This is a genomic window from Niallia sp. FSL M8-0099 (genome assembly GCF_038006945.1).
Classification (GTDB): Bacteria; Bacillota; Bacilli; order Bacillales; family Cytobacillaceae; genus Niallia; species Niallia circulans.
The window spans coordinates 660,215-682,496 of the sequence record NZ_JBBOWF010000001.1 but is presented as its reverse complement, the minus strand read 5'-3'; the positions used below and the strand labels follow the sequence as shown (position 1 = coordinate 682,496).

Genomic DNA, 22,282 nt, shown 5'->3' with positions numbered 1-22,282 from the left:
CTATAACAAACTATGCATCATAATACCAGAAATACCTCTATTTCAGAAATTCAAGAAAGCTTCTAAAAACTTATATAAGCTGTTCTTCCCATCTAATCGATAAATCTTTTTCCTATGTCTTTCACAACTCTGCTCATCTTTCATAAGATATATCAGCACCAAAATAGGCGAATATCCGTATTGCCTCTTCATAACTTGAAAACAAATGGGGAATCTGGATGACTCTGAAATTTTTGCAACTAACAAAAAAAGATGATTTTCAAAAAACATTAAAAGGATTATCTATTGCAATCAGTCCCTCTTTATTAAAATTTTTACAAGTGGATCTCCATGATGCCGTTTATGTATGTATAGCTAAAATGCTTATTCCAGTAAATGTACAAACACATTCTCTTGAAAAACAAGATATTGTTTTTAGTACAGATTTAGAAAAAAACTTGCCCATTCCTAAAGAAATCAACACCTATCTTCTGCCCTATTATCACAAGAATCAAATAATCCATTTAGGCCCTGTTATTGGTATATTAACAGAAGTGAACGACGATAAAGAGGATATTTCTTTTCCTGCTATTCAACATCTATGCAAGGAATTGACGGAAGAATTAACGCAAATAGGCGGATTCTTTTATCTGTTCGGATTACAGCATGTTCAAGATGATTTCGTTCACGGTTATTTTTTTGCTAATAACACCTGGTCTAAACAACCATTCCCTTATCCGAATGTTGTTTATAATCGCCTTCATTCGCGAAAGGCAGAGGCAAGTACTTCTTTTTTGAAGCTCAAAAAAATATTAGAAGACAAAGAAATTCCTATTTTTAATAGTAAATTTTTTTCAAAGGATGAAACATATCAACTTCTCGTTAAAGATGCAGCAGCTGCTCTCCATTTACCGGTAACGGAGCCTTTAACTGCTGAAAACTTACACTTTATGCTAAAGCATTTTCCAGTTCTCTATGTGAAACCTGTTCATGGAAGCCAAGGCAGAAATATCATTCATATTGAGTCCATTAACAATAATTCTATTGCTACCATTTCTTCTGGAAAAAAGAAAGGAAAAAGCCAGCTTTTCACGGAAGAAAAAAAACTCTGGAAATGGCTAGAACGCTATAGTAAGAGAAGATCCTATATTTGCCAGCAAGGAATAGACTTTCAAAAATGGCAAGGGCGCGCCCTTGACTTTCGTATTCTTTGCCACAAAAACTACCAAGGGAACTGGACGATAACATCTACCGTTGCTAGGATTGCCCAAAAGAATGCAATTGTTGCCAATCTTGCCCAAGGCGCAGAGATGAAGCCTGCAAAAGCTGTGTTAAATGAATTGCTGCATACAGAAAATGCAGAACAAAAATTAGAGGAATTAAAAATATTAGCAATCAAAATTGCCAATCTCCTCAATAAAAATACAGATGGATACTTAGGTGAACTTGGAATTGACATCGGTATGGATAAACAAGGACACTTATGGATCATTGAGGTAAACTCTAAACCTTCTAAGAAATTAGAGGAACATATTGAAAAAACAAGGCCATCCACAAAAGCTTTACTTGAATATTTTATTACACTTTCCTTTTCCCCTTGTTTAAAGGAGCTATCAGACGATGAATAATTTCGGGATCATGTCATTATCCCTCGACCATGAAAATCATTACATTCACCAAATCGCAAAATATGGAAGGGATTTCGGATTTACTATTTATCATTTTGTCCCTTCTACTTATCATCCCTTTACACATACCGTAAAAGGAAAACAATATATACCAGATTCAGATAGTTGGATAGAAGCAGAATTTCCAGTTCCTTCTATTCTATATGATCGCTGCTTTTATCATGATGATTCACATTCCATTCAATGCAAAAATATTATTCAGTGGCTGAAAAAACAGCCAACAATTACCTTTCTCGGCAATGGATTGCCAAACAAATGGAAACTATACCAAATATTATGCGAGTCAGAACTTTCTGCATATATTCCTGAAACTTTTCTCTTACAATCAGCCAAACAAATAAATTTTCAACACTTAAATCCCGTCATTATTAAACCAATAAATGGTTCTCAAGGAAATGGACTTTATTTTATTAGAAAGCAAAATAATGAAATCTTAGTTAGAACAGATAAAAAAGAAAAAACAATAGAAAAAATATTTTCGGATCGGGTGACTTTTAATAAATGGCTTGACCAGCTTTTAAATAGAAACGCTTATATCATGCAAGCACATCTTCCCCTTGCTAACAAAGAAGACCAGCCATTTGATATTCGTGCTTTTCTGCAAAAAAATCCAAACGAAGAATGGAACATTATCGAAAAAGGAGTCCGCATTGGCGAAAAAGGAAGAATTATTTCTAATTTAAGTGCTGGTGCGTCGATTTTCCCATTTGAAGATTGGTTTCAAACTGCTCACTTTCCATTAAAAGGCTTTCTTAAACAAGAGATGGAGGAAATTCTTACTCTCCTTCCTTCTATTTTAGAAAATTCCTTCTCTGCATTATTTGAGATTGGCGTAGATATTGGCATTTCACCAAATGGGTCGTTATGGATGCTTGATGTAAATTCAAAACCAGGGAGAAAGGTAATCATGACAGCATATCCACATCTATGTGAAAAGCTCTATAAAGCCCCAATCCTTTATGCTGCTAAACTTGCTGATGAAAAAAGGAGGAATCGAGATGAAGAAACTATATCCTATCGAAATAATCTCTAACAGCGAACATACTGTCTACTTACCAACGGACTTTGAAACAAATAAAAATTTGAAAATGATTGCATTTGGAGCCGTCAGCAAAGAAGCCACTATAAAAAAACATAAAAAATCAAAAAATATGATAGGCATTAGTTCCGATCTTTTTAAAGATTTACTACTGCCTTCCAGCAGTTCAAATGTGCACTTATTTTCAGATGACGAAACCATCTATATTGGACCACTCGTAGGCATATTCACTTCAGGCTTTTCAACAATTAAAGTTCGCCCAATCGGAGATCGTTCGATTCTATTTTCTAAACTTCTTTCTGTCCAAAAAACAGTTGGAGTCATTGCTTTCCTATTTGGAGAGCAGCATATTAATTGGGAAACAGGAACGATTCATGGACTATTTTATGAAGATGGCTGGAAATCAGTAGAGGTTCCTTTTCCTAATGTCGTTTATGACCGTATCCCAAATCGCCGAATTGAAAATCTCCACCGAATCCAGACCGTTAAAACCCGATTACAGAAAGAATATTCTATATCCTGGTATAATCCTGGCTTCTTTAACAAGCTCGATATTTATGAACGGCTTCTTCAGGATGACAGTATTTCCGATTATTTGCCTGAAACCCATGCACTCACTAATTTTTCTGTCATTGAAAGAATGCTGAGCAACTTTGGCAATGTTTATATCAAGCCTAAAAATGGAAGCCTTGGTAAGGGAATCTACCAAATACTATTTGATAAAAAGGATGGCTGCTATTATACTCGCTTTAAAGATGAGGAGCAGGGCAATCGCTTGATGAAATTTGATCATTTAGAAGGATTAATGAATCACTTATTTGAAAATCAGAATTTATCTCATTATATCGTTCAACAAGGTATTCACTTAATTCGTTCAGAAAAAAAATCAGTTGATTTCCGTGTGCATACCAATAAAAATAAAGATGGCAAATGGGAAATGACGGCAATGGCCGCAAAAATTGCAGGCACCGGCAGTGTTACCACTCATCTTAATAATGGTGGTACGGTTAAAGCAATCGAGGAATTAACCAATACAGAACTTAATTGCGAAGAAATAAGCAATAAACTATCTAAGGCTTCCTTGCAAATAAGTAAGGCCTTGGAAAAACAAATGGAAGGATATATCGGAGAAATCGGCTTTGATTTAGGATTGGACCGAAAAGGACGCGTATGGTTATTCGAAGCCAATGCAAAGCCGGGAAGAAGTATTTTTAAGCACCCTTCTCTTAGAAAATTCGATTTAGAGACACGCAGAAAATCACTCGAATACGCAGTCTTCCTAATGGATCAAAGTATTAAAAGTCTTGAGGATATCTACCAATGAATATTTATTATGATTCCGAAAAAGAATGTTGGTACACAGCCTCGCGGGACACTTACTTTTTTGGGACATCTAACATGCGCTTAGCTACTTCAAAGCCAGCTGCCAACCATGCAGCTTTCCCAATTGTCCCACACGAAAATAAGGTTGGTCCATTAATCGGAATTATGATTGCAAGAAATAAGCATAATAAATTAATTGGAAATGGAGAGCTCTTTAAACAGCTACAGGAAAAACTTCAACAACATGCAGGAGGAATTATCGTTATCTTTCCTCCTGAAAACTTACAGACAGAAAAACTAACGGGATATATATTTTGTTCCAGCAGAAACAGTTGGATAAAAGCGATTACTCCGTTACCAAACATTGTCTATAATCGTGTTCCTTTTCGAAAAACAGAGAAGCAGGAACCCTTTCAGACAGCCGTATCTTTATTGAAAGAACAAGAAATCCCCTTTTTTAACGCTTCATTTATTAATAAATGGGAGCTTCATCAATTATTTCGTGATTCTCCCTTATTAAAAGAGCATTTGCCTAAAACCATTCTTTTAAAGCAGAAAGAAGACTTTGCTGATTTTCTGCTTACGTATAAAAATATTTATTTAAAACCAGTAGAAGGCTTTAAGGGGAAAAATATTTACCGTATCAGATTAAAACAAAACGATTCTATCCATGTCAGTACAACCGAGGAGACCAAATACTACTCTACTTTAAATCAAGTCTGGGAACAGTATCAGCAAGATTGGCTCCAAAGACAGTATTTGCTCCAAGAAGAAATTGACGGAGCTTTATACAATGGAAATCGCTATGATTTTCGCCTATTAGTTACCTTTGAAGAAAATCACTATGTCCTTACTGGGGTGGGGGTGAGACAATCAACCCAGCAGAATGTTACAACCCATATACCTTCCGGCGGAAAATTACTTTCCTATCAGGAAGTACAACAAAAAGAGCATGACTTATTTTTCCAAAAAATAGTTGATCACTGTGGAATCTTGTTAACGCAAAAATATGGTTTTACCGGAGAATTTTCCATCGACGCCTGTGTTGATAAGAATGGCCGGTATTATCTTTTCGAGATTAATGCCAAACCAATGTTATTTGACGAAAAAGAAATTGAAGAAAAACGATGCCAGCAGCTAATAAAGCTTTTTTATTCATTAACTAATTTCCCCTTTCAGAATAAATCGCAGGAGATGACCCATCCTAAAACTTAGGAGGGATTATCATGAAAAAAGCTAAAAAAGATCTCGCATACGAGGGAAAAGAAAAAGCTTATTTAGATATTGATCGAATCATAAATGAAGGGTTAGCAGGTGGAGCAGTAATAAATAGAGAAAATAACACAAATATGGAGGAAGCAAGAGAACTACCGGAAGAAGAACCCCCTCATCTAATCGAATAAACTGTTTAGGCATCCCCTCCTTTCGCTTATTATTGGCAAAGGGGATGCTTTTTTGCTTTCATTCGATTGATTTTAAGATTTTGTCAGCTAATGTGACGGATTTTCCAGCCAGATTTTTGTTTTATCACTCAAATCTGTGGGCTTTTCAGCCAAACTTTTGGTTTATCAGCCAAACTTTTATTTTATCAGCCAAAACATCACTCTTTTCAGCCAAACTTTTATTTTATCCACCAAAACACCGGACTTTTCAGCCAAACTCCCCTTTTATCAGCCAAAACACCACTCTTTTCAGCCAAACTCCCCTTTTATCAGCCAAAACACCACTCTTTTCAGCCAAACTTCCTCACCATAAACCATCATCATCACTTGCCCCTTTTCTATAAAACGGTATAGAATAAAATTATGAAAAAATTTCGGAGGGATCCATCTATTGAAGCATAAATTATTAGCCTATTATAAACATAGTTTGGAGCAAGCAGCCCCCCCCTCACCATCACAGCTTTCCGATTACTATTGGTTCAAGGTTGATTTTCAAGATGATTGGATTGGGATTCAAAAACAGGAGATTGATGGCTCTCAGCTAGAATTATTGAAAGCTTGCTATGATTTTTTCCAACCAGATGAAACTCTAGAAAAGGAAGAATATGCTTGGAATCAATATCTATATTTTAACGGAGAACAGCCCTCTTTCAAAAATATGGAGACAGTACGTTTTATCCAGTTTCATATTAAAGGTGATACGGCTTCTATTGAAAGAAAATTAATTGAATCGGCATTTGATGGTTTTATTCATGAAAATAGTCTTATCATTTGGAACGGCTCCAATGAAGGGGCTGTAATAGAGCAAAATGCACAATATTTAGAGGAGGAAGATTTCACCGCTCTTGCACAAGCTTTGCAATCCGATTTCTTTTTTTCCATTTGCTTTTACATGGGAAAAGAGCTGAAACTTAATAGTTCTATTCCGGTTATTTTTGGACAAGAACGAAACTTATTTTCAAAGGGTTTAGCATTTATGCCGAAATCCACCGTTCTTAGCTTAGAAACGATTCTTCCTAACCTGTTAATCAGCAGACTGAAGGAAGACGAACTTGATTTATTTAAAGAATGGTTTTCCATTTTTGAAGAAGACAAAGAATTACTGCTTACCATCAAAACATTTATTGAAAATAATGGACACAGCACTAATACAGCAAAACAATTGTTTATCCATCGCAATACCTTACAATACCGACTTGATAAGTTTACAGAAAAAACAGGTTTGAACCTAAAGAATTATCATTCCTATATCACCACCTATCTTGCCTGCCTATTCTACACTAGCGGGAAGTAGCTCATAAAGCCATTATTGGCTTTTTTTATGGAGAAATTTCTATACAAGTTCTTAGGCATTTTGCTCAAAACTCTGTAAGCGTTTTTCATGCATTTCGCCAATTTGAAAACGGTATCAAAAATGGTAAAGTAGAATTATCAAATTGGTAGGGGGAAAACAAAATGGCAGAACTAGTGTTAAAGAATATTTATAAAATCTATGATGAAAAAGTAGAAGCGGTTAAAGATTTTAATTTACACATTCAGGATAAAGAATTTATCGTATTTGTTGGTCCTTCTGGTTGCGGTAAGTCTACAACTCTACGTATGATTGCTGGTCTTGAAGATATTTCAAAAGGTGATTTCTATATTGATGAGTTACGTGTGAATGATGTTGCACCAAAAGATCGTGATATCGCGATGGTTTTCCAAAACTACGCTCTATACCCACATATGACAGTTTATGATAATATGGCATTTGGTTTAAAGCTTCGTAAATTCCCTAAAGCGGAAATTGAAGAAAGAGTAAATAACGCTGCAAGAATTTTAGGATTAGAAGAATATTTAAAAAGAAAACCAAAAGCATTATCCGGTGGACAACGTCAAAGGGTCGCACTAGGCCGTGCTATTGTTCGTGATGCAAAAGTATTCTTAATGGATGAGCCATTATCAAACTTAGATGCTAAATTACGTGTGCAAATGCGTGCTGAAATTTCAAAGCTTCACCAAAGACTGCAAACTACTACTATTTATGTAACGCATGACCAAACAGAAGCAATGACAATGGCTTCAAGACTTGTTGTTATGAAGGACGGAGTTATCCAACAAGTTGGTGCTCCAAAAGAAGTCTATGAGAAACCTGAAAATGTTTTCGTTGGCGGATTCATTGGTTCACCAGCAATGAACTTCTTTGAAGGAAAAGTAGTAGACAATAAATTAGTACTCGGCGATAATGCTTTCATTATTCCAGAAGGAAAATTAAAGACATTACGTGAACAAAATTATATCGGTAAAGAAGTTATTTTTGGTATCCGACCAGAAGATATTCACGATGAATTGGTATTCTTAAATAGTTCAGAAAATACAAGTTTTGATGCGAAAGTAGAAGTGTTTGAATTAACAGGTGCAGAAAGTCTTGTATATTCTACTCTTTCTGGAAAGGAATTTGTTGCTCGCTTAGATTCTAGAGCAGACCTTCAAGCTGGGCAATCTGTAAAATTAGCACTTGATATGAATAAAGGTCACTTCTTTGATAAAGAAACAGAACTTCGTATTCGTTAATAAAAAACTTAAATTCAAAGCTTACCTTGCTGATGCATGGTAAGCTTTTATTAATGGTTAGCCTCTATTCCTGGATAAACAATACCTCTTCTTGTCCACATTGTGGACAAAGCACAAGATGGGGACATAAATGTGATGATAAATCCTGATAGCCGTTTTCTAGCTTCATTTGATCAATCGGCATATAGGCACTATAGTCATCATAATAATCCATCACTCTGCCCTTGTCTTCTATGCGATAACCACAATTAGAGCAAGTTCTTTCTAAACTTTCCAAGCCATTACAGATAGGACAAATGGAGCCCATTTCAAATCCACCTCTCTTGATTCCGCCCCTAAAATCATCTTTTTTATGCGTTAAATTTATTCTTACCTTTAGTTTCTCTATTGATTTAGAAACTATCCAGCAGGAATAAAAGGAATTAATTTCCTTGATTTTTTCTAGAATAAGATAATGAAATCCAACCATAATAATAGTACAAGCAGCAACCAAGGTAAGAGCAAACATAAGCATCTATCACTTTCCATGATTATTGGGTTATACCTAGTGGTAGTAAGATATATCTTACAGACTGGTGCAATTCCAGTTAACCCAACCAAAAAAACAACTAGAAGGAGCTGGAACACAATGGCAAACAACAATTCTTCAAATCAACTTTTAGTACCAGGAGTATCTCAAGCTCTAGACCAAATGAAATACGAAATTGCATCTGAATTTGGTGTAAACCTTGGTGCAGAAACAACTTCTCGCGCTAACGGATCTGTTGGTGGAGAAATCACAAAACGCTTAGTACAAATGGCTGAAAAGCAACTAGGTGGATTTCAAGGCTAATTGAAAATTTAATATAATGGCTAGAGCCCTCCTAATTTTAGGGGGGCTTGCTTTATTTAGTGTATAACCACTTTATCGCATGGAGAAATTGTTGAATAAAGTACTCTCTTTTATGATCCGCATTTTCTCCCAGAATAAATTGATATTGTTCCTTTGGCAGTTTTTTAAAAAATACTTCATTTACCAGCAAAACATTTTCAACCATATACCTTTGGATATTCCCCTTGCTCTTTCCCTCGTCCTCACCAACATACAAAAAAACACTATTCTCCTTCTGCATCTCATTTTTTTGTACATAGGAAAGGCTGTGCGGATACCATAGTGACGGGGAAAGGAGCCCAAATTTAGAAAAATAGTCAGCAAAGTCATACATGGCATATAAAGAAATCAGCCCTCCTAAGGAGGCTCCTATCATTCCTGTGTTTTGTCGATCTGCTTTTGTTTGAAACATTGTATCAATATATGGTTTAATCGTTTGCGTAACAAAGGATAAATAGGCTTTTCCTTCCCCCTTAAATGGAGGCAAAGTGGGATTAAGACTAGGTGAATACCAAGGCGTATACTCATTAAGCCTCTCCTTTGGTTCAATTCCTACAAGTATTACTTCCTCTGCTATATCTAAAGAGAATAATTCTTCTAATTCATGTAAGATAGGATGAAAAAGATTTCCTCCATCATGAACATAGATTACTGGAAAACTACTTGATAATTTATTATAAGAAGGTGGCAGGTAGATACTCAAAGTTCGAGTTTGTATCTGGACCTCCCTTAACGTTCCCCTCATTTTCCTACTTCTGTGACCATCCATTTATCTACCTCTACACTTTAGCTTTTACTAATAAATAAACAAAATAAGGTGCGCCAATTATACTTAAAATTATCCCAGCTGAAATTTCTGCAGGTGCGACAATTGTTCTGCCGATAAAATCTGCTATTAACATGAAGAGGCTGCCAATTAACCCACAAACTATCATAGAATTTCGATGTTTTAATCCAACTAACAGTCTTGCCATATGTGGAGACATTAGTCCAATAAAACCTATGCTCCCTGAAACAGACACACATGCTCCAATCATGCCAACAGCACATAATAATAATAGCCATTTTTCTTTTTCCACTTTTACTCCTAAACCAATCATTACTGTTTCTTGCAATTGAAATAAATCAAGTGAGTACGCCTTTCGAATAATAAATGGAATGATTAGTAAAAACCATGGTAACATTGCAAGAATAAATAACCAATTGGCATTATAAATACTTCCAGTCAGCCATACTGCTGCCATTTCAAAATCCTGTGCTTTCATTTTTAAGGACATATACATGGCCAAAGAACCAAACCCAGAATTTATGGCTATTCCAGTTAAAATGAGTTTTTGCGAGTTCAGTCTTTCTCTATCTTTTGCTAATAAAAAAATTACAAATGCAGCAATAAATCCTCCAACTAAGCCAATAAGCGGCATACTTAACACAATCCATAAGCTATCCTTATTAAGATTAAGCACTCCTTGAAAGAAAAACATATAGGCAACAATCGCAGCTCCGGCTCCACTGTTAATTCCTAATATTCCAGGATCCGCAAGACCATTTTTCGTTATACTCTGCAGGATAGAACCTGCAATCCCCAATCCGAAGCCAACAAAAATGGCCAAAATAATTCTAGGCAGACGGAACTCAAATATAACTAGATCCGTATTAGCATCAGGATGATAACGAAAAATACTCCTTCCTATATCTTGAAAAGAAAGAATATATTCTCCTTTGGATAAACTAATGATCATGATGATGAGACATAAAGCAATTAATACATAGATCGATACATAGGTTCTTTTTCTTTCATTATCCACGTTGAGTATTCCCTCCTCCCTTTGTCTTTATTAAATACAAGAAGAAAGGAACACCTAAGAAGGCTGTTACGATTCCAATTGGCGATTCAAAAGGGTAATTAATGAAGCGACTGAGAGTATCACATATAACGAGAAATATGGCCCCTATAATTCCAGAGCATGGAATTATTTTTCGATAGTCAACTCCAACTATCATTCTTGTAATATGGGGAATAATTAAACCGACGAAACCTATTTTTCCCGCCAGCGAAACAGAGATCCCCGTCATCACTACAACTGCTGTCATCGTTAAAAGTTGAATAATGAATGTTTTCTGACCAAGGGATGTAGCAATTTCTTTTCCTAACGATAAAATAGCAATCGATTTGGAAAGCGATAATGCCAAAACAATTCCAATAATGGCTATAGGAAAGCAAATAAGCAATAGATCATTATTAAGCTGGTGCAAGCGGGCATTATACCAGAAGCTCATATTTTGGGATACTTGAAAATAGGAGGCAATGGCAGAAGATAAACTGCTTAAAAAAGATCCAAAAACGGTGCCTATAATAGCAAGTCTTAAAGGAGAAAAACCATTCTTCACAACGGAAGCTAAACCTAAAACTAAGAAAACACCTAAGGCAGATCCGAGAAAAGAAAAAGCAACCATTTGAAAGGAGTTCAATCCTGGAAAAAATACAAAAGCAAGTGTTATCATAAATGCTGCACCATCCGAAACTCCCATTATGGACGGCGATGCTAAATAATTCCTTGTCATTCCCTGCATCATAGCTCCGGACATTGCCAAAAGGCCGCCTATTAATAATGTTCCTGCTGCTCTAGGAAATCTGGCTGTCCGGATAATGGTATGCTCCACATTTTCTGCATCAAAATTAAAAAAGGCATCAAAGACTTCCTTTAATGAAATATTCATTGTCCCTAACGAAATAGATAAAAGAATAACTGCAATACATAAAAAAGGCGCACTATATATAATCGCATATGCTCTTACTGTCTCTTTATCCAAATTTGACATCACCTGATCGAATGAACCTCCTTTCAAAAAAAGACCCCCACCAAGATGGAGAAATGAGGTGGGGATAATTCCGTTTCCTTGTTCGCTCTCTTATTTAAATAAATCGGCAAAAGCTTTAAGAAAAGTTGTTTTACTCCATGCAGTTCCCCCAGCTGCCAATGGATCGACTACATTTTCATACACTTGATTATTTTTAACAGCATCAAGGCTCTTCCAAATAGAATTATTCTCTAAATCAGCTAATGCTGTTGGACTATCGGTGTTTTCTGTTTCCTCAAACTGAATAAATAAGTAATCTGGATTCATTTCCGCTAATTTCTCTAATGAAATCATTTCCTGTGCTTTTGCTTTTTTTACTTCTTCAGGAACATCAAGGCCAAGGTCTCCATATAGAACGGGGTTAAAATATACCGTTTCAGGATAAATATATAAGCTGCCTCCTCTTAATCTCAGCATAACAACTTTTTTCTCAGCCAGCTTATCTTGAATGCCTTCTTTTGTCTCTGTAACGTTTTTTTCATAATCCGCAATGATTGTTTCTGCCTTTTCTGTTTTATTTGTCAATTGCCCTAGTAATATTAAATTAGCTTTCCAGTTTGTTGAAATGTGAGAAACAGGAATCATTGGTGCAACTTTATTTAGGTTGTCCGCCACCTCTGGTTGAAATTTACTTGTGCCCAGAATAACATCTGGTTTTAGCTGCAAGAGCTTTTCTACACTTGGCTGCATTTTTTCGCCAATTTGCTCTGCTTCCGACATCGAGTCGCCTAGATAAGCAGGGAATTTTCCAGCTGTTGCAATGGCACCTGCTGGTTTAATCCCCAGCATCGCTGCATCTTCCATCGCTTCTTGGCTTGCTGTTACAATTGTCTCCACTTTTGCAGGAATTTTGTATTTTTCCCCTAAATAGGTAACCTCTTGAGTCGTACTTTGTCCGTCCCCTTTACTATCTTTTATCGATGAAGATGTATTTTTTTCTCCCGTTTGACTACAAGCTGTTAATAATAAAAAAGCCGCTAGGAAAATAAAAAATAAATTCTTTTTCATATACTCTCTTTCCTTTCTCTATATAACCCTAATTGAGATTGATAACCTTTATCAATTAGAATTATACTGAAAAAAGCTCTGATTATAACATGGATAATTTCCGCTAATATGCTTGTACTTTTTCCTTTTCTATCATCAGCTCTCGGAGATTATCAAGAACTCTTAAATGGGAACTTGCAGAATACTCATTCCATGGATCTGAATGGATAAAAGCAACTTTCCTATTTTTAACTGCTGCTATACAATTCCATTCTATTGAGCATTTCAATTTGTCCCAAGCGTCAATTGTCTCCATATCCTGGCGAATATTAACAAATAAAAAAGTTGGATTTAAGCTTACTAAGTCAGAAAGTGTAATGGCTTCGCTTAATTGAATATCTTCTTCAGGCTGTGCTGACGTAAATCCTAAATCTTTATACACAAGCTCAATAGCTGTTCTAGAACGATTGAGGACTATTGTATTTTTAAATAGGCTTACTACTAACACAGCTTCGTTCTGCAATGATTCCTTCAATAACTTTCTTGTTTCCTTTACTTTATCTTCATATATTTTTAAAAAGTTTTCTGCGTCTGTTTCGCAATTAATATAGGTCGCTATTTCTAACAATTGGTTTTTCCAACTGCTATTTTTGAATGAATAATAATAGACTGGTGCAATTTTTTCGAGTTCCTGCTTCTCTTCAGCTGATATGTCATCCTTCGCGATTATTTTATCTAGTTTCACTGCAGACAGTTTTTGTATGTTGTTTTCCCATTCTGAATGAATCTTGTAGGTATTTAAATGGATAAGAATATCATCTCGAAAATTCTGATAATAATAATTGGTCCATTTAGGATGCAGTGGAGCTGCATAGGGAATTATCTGAAGTGCAAGTAAATGACCGGTAGTCGAAAAATCATAAGATGCAATCTTCACCTCTCGCTTCTTCCTATAAATCGTTGGCGGTATTCCAACGATTTTTTTGAACACTCTACTTAAATAAAATTCATCCGCATAACCAACGCTTGCTGCAATCACTCGCAAGCTATTCGATGTTTTGATTAGTAATTCTTTTGCCCCGCGTATACGGATTTCTGTTAAAAAATCCTGCACACCTATTCCATACTCTTTTTTAAAAAGCTGGGAGTAGTATTTAGGGCTTAGCCCCGCTCTTTTTGCTAATAAAGCGGTAGAAATCGCATCAGCATAATGCTTCTCCATATATCTTTTGGTTTCTTCTATCGCAATCATTGTATCTTTTGGAATTTTTTGCTGTTGATTGGTCACAAAATAATGAAATATCATCGAACGTTTTGCCTTTTTTAGAAAATGATTATTTATTGATTCATCTTGTTCTAATTTGAACAGGTCCTCCATTATAGGCTGAATTGTGTCAGCTGACTGAAAAACAAATGATTTCAAGATACTTTTCTCATTCTTTAACACTACTTTTGTATATGTATCCCTATTTATCGCTTTCTTTTGATACAATTGAAATGGCAGCAAATAATAGTCAGCACTGCAAGTTTTTTTAAATTGAAGTTGATAGGTGCTATCCGCTGGAATAAATAAAAGATCCCCTTTACTGAAGAGAAACTTATCGATATCAATCGATAGCATCCCTTCTCCCCTATTAATATAAATAAATAGATAACTAGTTGATAAAACTCGCTCTATCTTCTTGTCATATAATCGTTCTATACGGCCATAGTCTATTTCCATACTCTCCCAGTTATGAATCATCTCATTTTCCTCTCTTGTTATTTTCTTTATTTATATGTACAATATATTAACCTAATTAATATTGATAATCATTATCACTTATTTTACCAAATTATTGCATAGAAAGAAATAGGTGGCGATATTCTTGATGAAATGGAAAGAAAGCTTTTATATTCCCAATACAGAAATTTGGACATATTCTATTGATGAGACAAAAAAATATAAACTCTTTGTCTATATCCCAAATATCCCCGTTCCTGAAGATGGATTTCCTGTCCTCTATCTTTTGGACGGCAACGCTAATTTTGGTAGTTATGTAGAAGCGGTACGCTTGCAGACTAGAACACGAGAAAAAACCGGATTACATCCTGCTGTTATCATTGGTATAGGCTATGAAACTACTGAACCTTATAGTGAGGAAAGATATTTCGACTTTACTTTTCATGCAGACCAGACACAGCTTCCTAAAAATCCAACTGGCACACAATGGCCTCCTCTTGGCGGCGGCAGACAATTTCTTTCCTTTATCGAACAGAAATTAAAGCCATTAGTAGCGCAAAACATTCCAATAAACACAAAAAAGCAAATGATTGCTGGTCATTCACTCGGAGGTCTTTTTGTTCTTTATACACTCTTCACCGTCCCTTCTTCGTTTCAATATTATCTGGCAAGCAGCCCATCCATCCATTGGAACGAAGAGCAGCTATTAAAAGAGCTAGACTTCTTTCCCAAAAGGCTAAACAATCTAGACACAAATAAATTGCTGCTTACCGTTGGAGAAAAAGAGAAATCACATTTTACACAAATGCATCAAAAGGCAATTACTCTCTCTGAGAAATTGCAGTATTATCATTCTCCTTCCTTCCAGCATATTTTTCATGAATTTAAAGAAGAAGATCATCTTACTGTATTACTGCCATTAATCAATAAAACGATACGTTTTATAAATGATAAATGAATTTTACTAAAAAAGGTTTTAAAGCAATCAGGTGGGCTAATCCCTTTTTTGGAGGTTAAATCGGATAGAAGAGATGGAGGCGTGGTTATTATCAAAATAAAAATGAACTTAAATACGGAAGAAGTGAATGTACAGAAGGTACAGACTTTATGGCCTTTAAAACAAAATGTCTATAAATAGCGCAAATAAAATTTATACCATTTTGTTTAAACTGCGGAGAAGTCAATTTAATCCGTTTTGATATCGCTATTTTTATAAAAATAGCATACTAAGTTAAGGAAGTCTTCCCATAACTAAAAAATGGTACTAGCATTTGCAAAATAATAGAATAGTTAAAGTTTACAGCAAAAAAACACCCGAGGCTTGCCATATAAAACGAATGAGGCAAATCTCGGGTGTTCCTATTTCTCCACAATAATTAACTTTTCCTAACTTACTAAACTTGCCCCTTGCTGCAACTGATACATCTGATAATACTTGCCCTTTCTTGCCATTAATTCGTCATGGTTCCCTTTTTCTACTATCTCCCCATGATCAAGGACAAGTATTTGATCCGCATTGCGAATCGTTGATAAACGATGGGCTATAATAAAAGTCGTTCTGCCTTCTTTTAGGACTTCCATTGCATGTTGAATTATTTGTTCTGTTTCTGTATCAATACTGCTTGTTGCTTCATCTAGAATTAGGATTGCTGGATCAAAGGCCAGAGCTCTTGCAAAGGAAATGAGCTGTCTTTGTCCGCTGGATAAAGTACTTCCCTTTTCTATCACAGGCTCATCATATCCTTTTTCTAAATGCTTTAATACTCTATCTGCCCCAACATCCTTCAATGCTTTCTCCACAGCTTCTCGTGAAATAGAAGGATCGTTTAAGGTTACATTGGACGCGATAGTTCCTGTAAATAGAAAAGGATCTTGGAGAACAATTCCCATATATTTACGAAGATCTTGCTTTGAAAATGACATAATATCTTTTCCATCTATCTTAATCTTTCCTGATTGAATATCATAAAAACGGAATAAAAGATTCATAATCGAGCTTTTTCCAGATCCCGTATGACCAACCAATGCAACTGTTTCACCTTGTTTTGCTTCAAAGGAAATATTCTTTAACACATAGTCGTTATCTTTATAGGCAAAGTTAACTTGATCAAAGGTGACATTTCCTTTATATCTTTCTAATGTAACATCTTTCACATCTATTCCATCTTCATCCAATAATTCAAATACTCGTTCCCCTGCAACAAGTGCTTGTTCTAAATTGGCCAATTGATTGACAATACCTTGTACTGGCTGGAATAGTCGGTTTATATAATCAACAAAGGCATAGAGCATTCCAAGAGAAAGTGCTGTAGCTGCTGATAAAGACTGACCAGCAACATACCAGATGAAAACAACAAATACGATGTTTCTTAACACGTTCACTAAGTTATGGGAAGTAAGACTGTTTAATCGAAGCATCTTATTTTGATAGCGAAAATGCTCGTTATTTAAATTCTCAAATTCTTTTCTCGTTTGTTTTTCTTTGCTAAACGCCTGAATGATATGCATCCCTTGAATAGATTCATTAACCATTCCATTAATATCACTAATTTTCGCTCGAATAACATGATTGTATCGGGAAGCAAATTTGCGATATCCGATCATCCATATATATAAAATCGGCAGTAAAATTAAACATATTGCCGCAAGTGGTGGATTTAAGATAAATAAGGCAATATAGATTCCAATAATATTAATTCCACTAGAGAAGAAGTTGGATAGGACTGTTACATATAGTTCCCTAATTGCTTCTGTATCGTTTGTTACTCTAGCAACTACTTTACCTGCAGGAAGATTATCGAAATATTTGATAGGCAACCGCTGAATTTGGGCAAATACATCTTCGCGCATTTTCTGAATAATTCGGTTGGCTGACTTTTGTAATAAATAGTGCTGGCCATATTGGAAAATGGCAGAAATAATGACTAATCCAAAATAAAAAGATAACAGCTTTAAAATAGGCGTAATCTCGGGTTTATAGAAATCAAATACTTCCGCATTTGATAACAGCGTGGCAGGATATGTTTCTACGTCTGTCCCTTTTCTTATAGTCAATGTTCCGTCATGAAACTCGCGACTTCCATCAAATGAAATCTTCCCTTCCACAAAAAGAAATTGTCTTCCCACTTGGAGGATTCTTACTTCTGCAAGCTTTTCTTCATCGGAATCAAGATACGCTGCTTTTTTGTAGAAATTCCCCTTATATTTTACTGCCTCTTTTGTTGGTTCTGTTTGATACCATTGTGATTCAATCCCCGTTATATGATCATCAATTACCTTTTTAGCAACAAATGGACCAGCCAGATCGGCGATAACAGCAATTGTCAGCATGATTAACGCAGCAATAATAATACCTTTGAATTTTAATGCATATTGAAATAATCGTTTACCAGTAGTCATGCTTTCACCTCCGCTTCATCTGCCTCCACTTTTGTCTGTTGCGTTATATATTGTTCCTTATACCAGCCATTTTGTTTCATTAACTCCTCATGTGTTCCATGTTCTGCAATATGGCCATCTTCCATCACAATAATATGATCGGCATGCTGAACAGCAGTCATTCGATGAGTCGAAATAATCGTTGTTTTTGCTTGTCGTTCTTTCTTTATATTCGTGATAATTTTTTGTTCTGTTTTTGCATCTACCGCTGATAAAGAATCATCTAGAATGAGAATTTCTGGTTTACGGATAAGTGCTCTCGCAATCGATATCCGCTGCTTTTGTCCCCCAGACAAAGCTACTCCTTTTTCCCCTACAAGTGTTTCTAACCCCTCTGGAAGCATTTCGATATCCTGGTCAAAAGAGGCAAGACGAATTGCTTCTTCTAATTCTCCTTCAGCAGCACCTTCTTTTCCAAATAAGATATTTTCTCTCACTGTTTTTGAAAAAAGGACATGATCTTGGGGAACATAGCCAATCCAGCCTCTTAATGTATGCAAATCAATGGAATCAATGCTATTCCCATTAATCACCAGCTTCCCTTCCCCTTTCGGATATTCTCGAAGCAGCTGTTTAATTATCGTTGTCTTTCCACTACCTGTTTTCCCAACAATCCCAACTGTTTCTCCTCTTCTAATGGTCAAATAGATGTCACGAAGATTCTCTTGTTTAGACGATGGATATTGAAATTGCACATCTTTGAACTGAATAATTTCAGGAACTTCTTCTGTCTTTCCATTCTCCGGATTACTTACATCCGCCTTGTAACTCAATGTTTCCTGGACCCGATCTAAAGAAGCGTTGCCTCGCTGCATAATATTCATTAATTCACCAACAGCGAACATTGGCCAAACAATCATTCCTAAATAAACATTGAATGTAACAAGCTGCCCAATTGTCAACTGCTGTTGAAACACTAAGTAAGCACCATATCCAAGTCCAATTAGATAGCTTAAACCAACAAGAATTCGAACAGTTGGATCAAATAAAGAATCTATTTTAGCCACATGTAAATTCTTCTTATAGACATCTTCTGTGAAATGATGGAATTGTTTTTGTTCTTCTTTTTCCAAAACATAAGCACGGATTACTCGGACTCCTGAAATAGACTGAAGAACACTATCATTCATATCACCAAATGCATCCTGTGCTTCCATAAAGCGTTTATGGATTCTCTCCCCATATATTTGCATGATAATGGCCATAATAGGCAGTGGAAGAATTGCTGCCAATGTTAATTTCCAGCTTACGGTAATCACCATTGTAATTAAAATCGTCAGCATAAAAATCGTAGAATCAACCAATGTCAAAATTCCAAATCCTGCTGTAACGGAAACAGCCTTTAAATCATTGGTTGCTCTGGCCATTAGATCGCCTGTTTTATTTTTTTCAAAAAAAGTTGGCGTCATCTTAAATAGATGATTCATAAATTTACTTCTTAACTTCAATTCTAAAATATTGGCTCCACCAAATAGCTTATACATCCAAAAATAAGTGATAATATACGTACTTATGGTGATCCCTGCCACCCCAAGTATATAGACCAATGTCTTATTGCTCGTTAATGATCCAATCGTTAGTTCATCAATAAACATGCCGAGGATTCTGGGCGGTAACACTTCTATAAACCCTACAAAAATTAAAAGAATAATAGCTATTGTATAACTCTTCCAATGTTCTTTAAAAAACCATTTTAATTTAAAAAATATCGAAAACATTCACTCATCCCCTGTCTCTCTTCATCTGCAACTAGCCACTTTCTAAATCCTTTAATGCCTTTCTTGCTTCTTTGATCATAACAATCATTACCTTCTCCTCCTTTATTTTTTGAAAACAAATGTTGATCACCCAATTAAGAATTTTTCCACAAAAAAAGAGACAGACCGCAACCATGCGATCTATCTCTTTTATGACAGAAAACTACACAGGCTACCTATATGGCAACCATCTACATCCGCACTAAAATGATCGAAAAGAAAGCAGAAGGTTACCGACATATGAAGTTATAAATACATCATGTCTATTTAGTCTTCTCATCGGTAACTCCTCCTTTCTCTACATTTATTTTCCAATATAATTGAGATTAACATGTAGATTTTATAATGTCAATTGCCATTATTCCGAAAATTATAGATTTTTAATAATTTAATTGAACTTCTTCTTTTCCAGCTATTGCGTCTTTTGCCTCCTTTTCTTTTGCTAATTTAGGTAATACTAGGCTGTAATAAAAACCGACTAAAAGAAAGCAAGCACCGACAAACCAGTATATTATTTCAATAGAAAACCATTTAGGATAACCAATAGAGATAAGTCCTAATGTAATAGACTGTGACAGCATCATTAACGGGGTTATCCACCCTTGAACTCTTCCCATCATCTTCGGCTCAATAATCGTCGGCATCCAGCCTCCTATTGCAATATTAATCAGCGGAAGCCCCAGTGCTAAGAAGAAACAGATGGTTAAGAAGACTAAGATATTCGGTGAATAAGATGCCAAAATAGTCATTATGGCAATATAAAATGCGCCAGTGATAATCAACTTATACAATTTAACCTTCTGTGCAAGAAGAGAGGAAAGGAAACTTCCAATCATAACCCCTGCTCCAAAGACAATTCCAAAATAAATCGATACTTGTTCGTAATTATCAGGTGCTAGTTTATATTTCAAAATAAAGACCTGCATGACGCTAAATCCACCATTGACCACTCCAAAGGCAATAAATCCATATATTAATGCCATCAATAACTTATTGGTCAATATATATTTTAAGCCAATCATAAAGTCACTCCATATAAAGCGAATATTTAATTCCTTTAAAGTATGACTGCCATTAGGCTTTCGAACAGTTTCATCCAGCTTCATTGATTTAATAAGCAATCCGCTAATAGTTAAGGTTGCTACATCCACTAAGATTGCGCCATAAATGCCTAGTGTCCAATAAACAAATATTCCAATCGCATTACCAAATAACATAAAGATACTATTCACTAATTGATTTAATCCTGCTGCGGTTGTAAAATCATCTTTTTTTAATACGCCTTGCAGAATACCTTGTTCCGCTGGGAAAAAGAATTTTTGAATGGCACTTCTTAAAAACAACATCATAAAAATAAGTGGCATCCAGCCAATAAGAACTGCCCCCAACACAAATAGTGACAATACAGCTGCAATCATCTCACAATAATAGGCAATCTTTTGGCGGTCCATCCGATCTGCTACAACTCCGACTAAAAAAAACACGGCTAAAGTTGGCAAAGAAAACATTAATTCAGTCACTGTTGCATAAGCAGGCTGCTCAGAAAAACGATCGAGAATATAAAACATAAAAGCCGTTAAACCAATAACACTGCCCATTTGGGAAGTGACATTGGCAATAAAGAGTCTAGTAAAGCTCGTATTTTTGAATATTTCTGCAAATTTCTTCATCTATTATCCCTCATCCTTTAGTTGATGAGTTCATTTTAGCTTTCTTCCTTTGGAATAAGAACATTCATCCGATGGTTTCTTCGTCGGTCTACAGACGGAAAGAAATTCCATTATAAAGGCTGATGCCCCTCCATTTCAGTAAGGAAGTGAGGGTTCTCTTCCGATGAAAAATAGAGATTGCTCTGTTGTTACTTATTAACTATATCAGCAGGATGGGAGGCTCTTTGCTCTCACTGTTCTCTTCTTTCTTTGTTCTGCTTTCTTTCGGTACAGTGACCCGTCCTCTTTTCCCTTTTCCCTTTTCCCTTGACTTCTCTTCCTCTCGGGCTCAAAGAACGCTTCTGTCCCCTTAGCAAGCAGCAAGCAAAACTTGCACGGACATATACCTTTTCTCCAAAACAAATAGGCTGTCCCTAAATTAATCTTGAATTGGTCAGTCATTCAAGATTAATTTAAAAACAGCCTATATCTTATTTCACGGTGCTTATTCGCCTAAAAGTTCATTAAAACGATCCTTTGATTCTTTTTCGTCAAAGCTAGAAAAAATCCGGAAATGATCTTCGTCAATAATACGAAAATGCTGACTAATGATATTCTGCTGCAGAATAAATCCGTTCTTTTTTTCTACTTCTCTCCACCATACTTTTCCGCCCAATGTTTTCTCTTTTCGGTAATCCATTCCATCACGAGCAACGGTCTCCAACACCTCTAAAGGTTCATTACCAAATAAGAAGCGAACTGTTTCAGTTTCTCTAAAGAGTGCGCAAACTGCTACTACAGTAGACCAGCCAGCATATAGCCTACCTTTCTCAATTTGCACTAACGTCTTTTTTGACAAGCCAATAACCTCTGCCATCTTATCTTGGGTATATCCCGCTTCTGTGCGTATTAATCTCATCTTTTCTGATACACTCTCAATAATTTCTTCTCTAGTCAAAGTTTCTTCATTCCCT

General features: G+C 35.7%; 19 protein-coding genes. 9 read left to right on the top strand and 10 right to left on the bottom strand.

Going from position 1 to position 22,282, the window contains the following annotated elements; translation table 11 throughout:
• Positions 1–218: 218 nt before the first annotated feature.
• The 7 genes from NSQ92_RS03215 (at position 219) to NSQ92_RS03185 (ending at position 8,024) form a co-directional block, all read left to right on the top strand.
• The gene (locus NSQ92_RS03215) at positions 219–1,607 is read left to right on the top strand and encodes a YheC/YheD family endospore coat-associated protein (protein ID WP_047943037.1); all 1,389 of its coding nucleotides are present in this window, start codon (positions 219–221) and stop codon (positions 1,605–1,607) included.
• Entirely contained in the window at positions 1,600–2,700 is a 1,101-nt protein-coding gene (locus tag NSQ92_RS03210) for a YheC/YheD family endospore coat-associated protein (RefSeq protein ID WP_047943036.1), read from the top strand. Before NSQ92_RS03215 ends, NSQ92_RS03210 begins: the two co-directional genes overlap by 8 nt.
• The gene (locus tag NSQ92_RS03205; RefSeq protein WP_341152374.1) at positions 2,666–4,030 is read left to right on the top strand and encodes a YheC/YheD family endospore coat-associated protein; all 1,365 of its coding nucleotides are present in this window, start codon (positions 2,666–2,668) and stop codon (positions 4,028–4,030) included. Before NSQ92_RS03210 ends, NSQ92_RS03205 begins: the two co-directional genes overlap by 35 nt.
• Entirely contained in the window at positions 4,027–5,244 is a 1,218-nt protein-coding gene (locus tag NSQ92_RS03200) for a YheC/YheD family endospore coat-associated protein (RefSeq protein WP_095320224.1), read from the top strand. The genes NSQ92_RS03205 and NSQ92_RS03200 overlap by 4 nt, the downstream gene beginning before the upstream one ends.
• Before the next feature lie 11 nt (positions 5,245–5,255).
• Complete coding sequence (locus tag NSQ92_RS03195; RefSeq protein ID WP_162837586.1) at positions 5,256–5,432, top strand: hypothetical protein; 177 nt, start codon at positions 5,256–5,258, stop codon at positions 5,430–5,432.
• 430 nt (positions 5,433–5,862) lie between these two features.
• Complete coding sequence (locus tag NSQ92_RS03190) at positions 5,863–6,765, top strand: PucR family transcriptional regulator (RefSeq protein ID WP_053215718.1); 903 nt, start codon at positions 5,863–5,865, stop codon at positions 6,763–6,765.
• Between the two features lie 161 nt (positions 6,766–6,926).
• Complete coding sequence (locus NSQ92_RS03185) at positions 6,927–8,024, top strand: ABC transporter ATP-binding protein (protein ID WP_061797584.1); 1,098 nt, start codon at positions 6,927–6,929, stop codon at positions 8,022–8,024.
• Positions 8,025–8,088: 64 nt separating this feature from the next.
• On the opposite strand, the gene NSQ92_RS26775 is transcribed toward NSQ92_RS03185, so the two are convergent.
• Positions 8,089–8,538: a hypothetical protein gene (locus tag NSQ92_RS26775; RefSeq protein WP_369989585.1), complete on the bottom strand. Its 450-nt coding sequence runs from the start codon at positions 8,536–8,538 to the stop codon at positions 8,089–8,091.
• 114 nt (positions 8,539–8,652) lie between these two features.
• On the opposite strand from NSQ92_RS26775, the gene NSQ92_RS03175 reads away from it, so the two are divergent.
• Positions 8,653–8,856: an alpha/beta-type small acid-soluble spore protein gene (locus NSQ92_RS03175; protein WP_031535675.1), complete on the top strand. Its 204-nt coding sequence runs from the start codon at positions 8,653–8,655 to the stop codon at positions 8,854–8,856.
• 52 nt (positions 8,857–8,908) lie between these two features.
• Here NSQ92_RS03175 and NSQ92_RS03170 read toward each other — a convergent pair whose 3' ends face one another.
• The 5 genes from NSQ92_RS03170 to NSQ92_RS03150 all read right to left on the bottom strand — a co-directional run bounded on the left by NSQ92_RS03170 (position 8,909) and on the right by NSQ92_RS03150 (position 14,485).
• Positions 8,909–9,664 (bottom strand): alpha/beta hydrolase, encoded by a 756-nt coding sequence (locus NSQ92_RS03170; protein ID WP_053215717.1) that lies wholly within the window; start codon positions 9,662–9,664, stop codon positions 8,909–8,911.
• 10 nt (positions 9,665–9,674) lie between these two features.
• Positions 9,675–10,709, bottom strand: a complete 1,035-nt coding sequence (locus NSQ92_RS03165; RefSeq protein WP_047943029.1) for a FecCD family ABC transporter permease — start codon at positions 10,707–10,709, stop codon at positions 9,675–9,677.
• The gene (locus NSQ92_RS03160; protein WP_047943141.1) at positions 10,693–11,715 is read right to left on the bottom strand and encodes a FecCD family ABC transporter permease; all 1,023 of its coding nucleotides are present in this window, start codon (positions 11,713–11,715) and stop codon (positions 10,693–10,695) included. Before NSQ92_RS03160 ends, NSQ92_RS03165 begins: the two co-directional genes overlap by 17 nt.
• A gap of 90 nt (positions 11,716–11,805) precedes the next feature.
• A complete protein-coding gene (locus tag NSQ92_RS03155) occupies positions 11,806–12,762 on the bottom strand; it encodes an iron-hydroxamate ABC transporter substrate-binding protein (protein WP_341152373.1) in 957 nt (318 codons plus the stop codon).
• A 103-nt stretch (positions 12,763–12,865) separates the two neighbouring features.
• Positions 12,866–14,485, bottom strand: coding sequence for an AraC family transcriptional regulator (locus NSQ92_RS03150; protein WP_341152372.1), 1,620 nt, complete (start codon positions 14,483–14,485; stop codon positions 12,866–12,868).
• A 127-nt stretch (positions 14,486–14,612) separates the two neighbouring features.
• Between NSQ92_RS03150 and NSQ92_RS03145 the strand changes: the two genes are divergently transcribed.
• Positions 14,613–15,422: an alpha/beta hydrolase gene (locus NSQ92_RS03145; protein ID WP_047943026.1), complete on the top strand. Its 810-nt coding sequence runs from the start codon at positions 14,613–14,615 to the stop codon at positions 15,420–15,422.
• 428 nt (positions 15,423–15,850) lie between these two features.
• Here the strand turns inward: NSQ92_RS03145 and NSQ92_RS03140 are convergent, their stop codons facing one another.
• From NSQ92_RS03140 to NSQ92_RS03125, 4 genes are all read right to left on the bottom strand, one after another.
• The gene (locus tag NSQ92_RS03140) at positions 15,851–17,863 is read right to left on the bottom strand and encodes an ABC transporter ATP-binding protein (RefSeq protein WP_144545345.1); all 2,013 of its coding nucleotides are present in this window, start codon (positions 17,861–17,863) and stop codon (positions 15,851–15,853) included.
• Positions 17,860–19,620, bottom strand: coding sequence for an ABC transporter ATP-binding protein (locus tag NSQ92_RS03135; RefSeq protein ID WP_047943024.1), 1,761 nt, complete (start codon positions 19,618–19,620; stop codon positions 17,860–17,862). Before NSQ92_RS03135 ends, NSQ92_RS03140 begins: the two co-directional genes overlap by 4 nt.
• 419 nt (positions 19,621–20,039) lie before the next feature.
• Complete coding sequence (locus tag NSQ92_RS03130; RefSeq protein WP_341152371.1) at positions 20,040–21,329, bottom strand: MFS transporter; 1,290 nt, start codon at positions 21,327–21,329, stop codon at positions 20,040–20,042.
• Between the two features lie 484 nt (positions 21,330–21,813).
• On the bottom strand, positions 21,814–22,266 hold the full coding sequence (locus NSQ92_RS03125; RefSeq protein WP_047943022.1) for a helix-turn-helix transcriptional regulator: 453 nt from the start codon (positions 22,264–22,266) through the stop codon (positions 21,814–21,816).
• Positions 22,267–22,282: the final 16 nt, after the last annotated feature.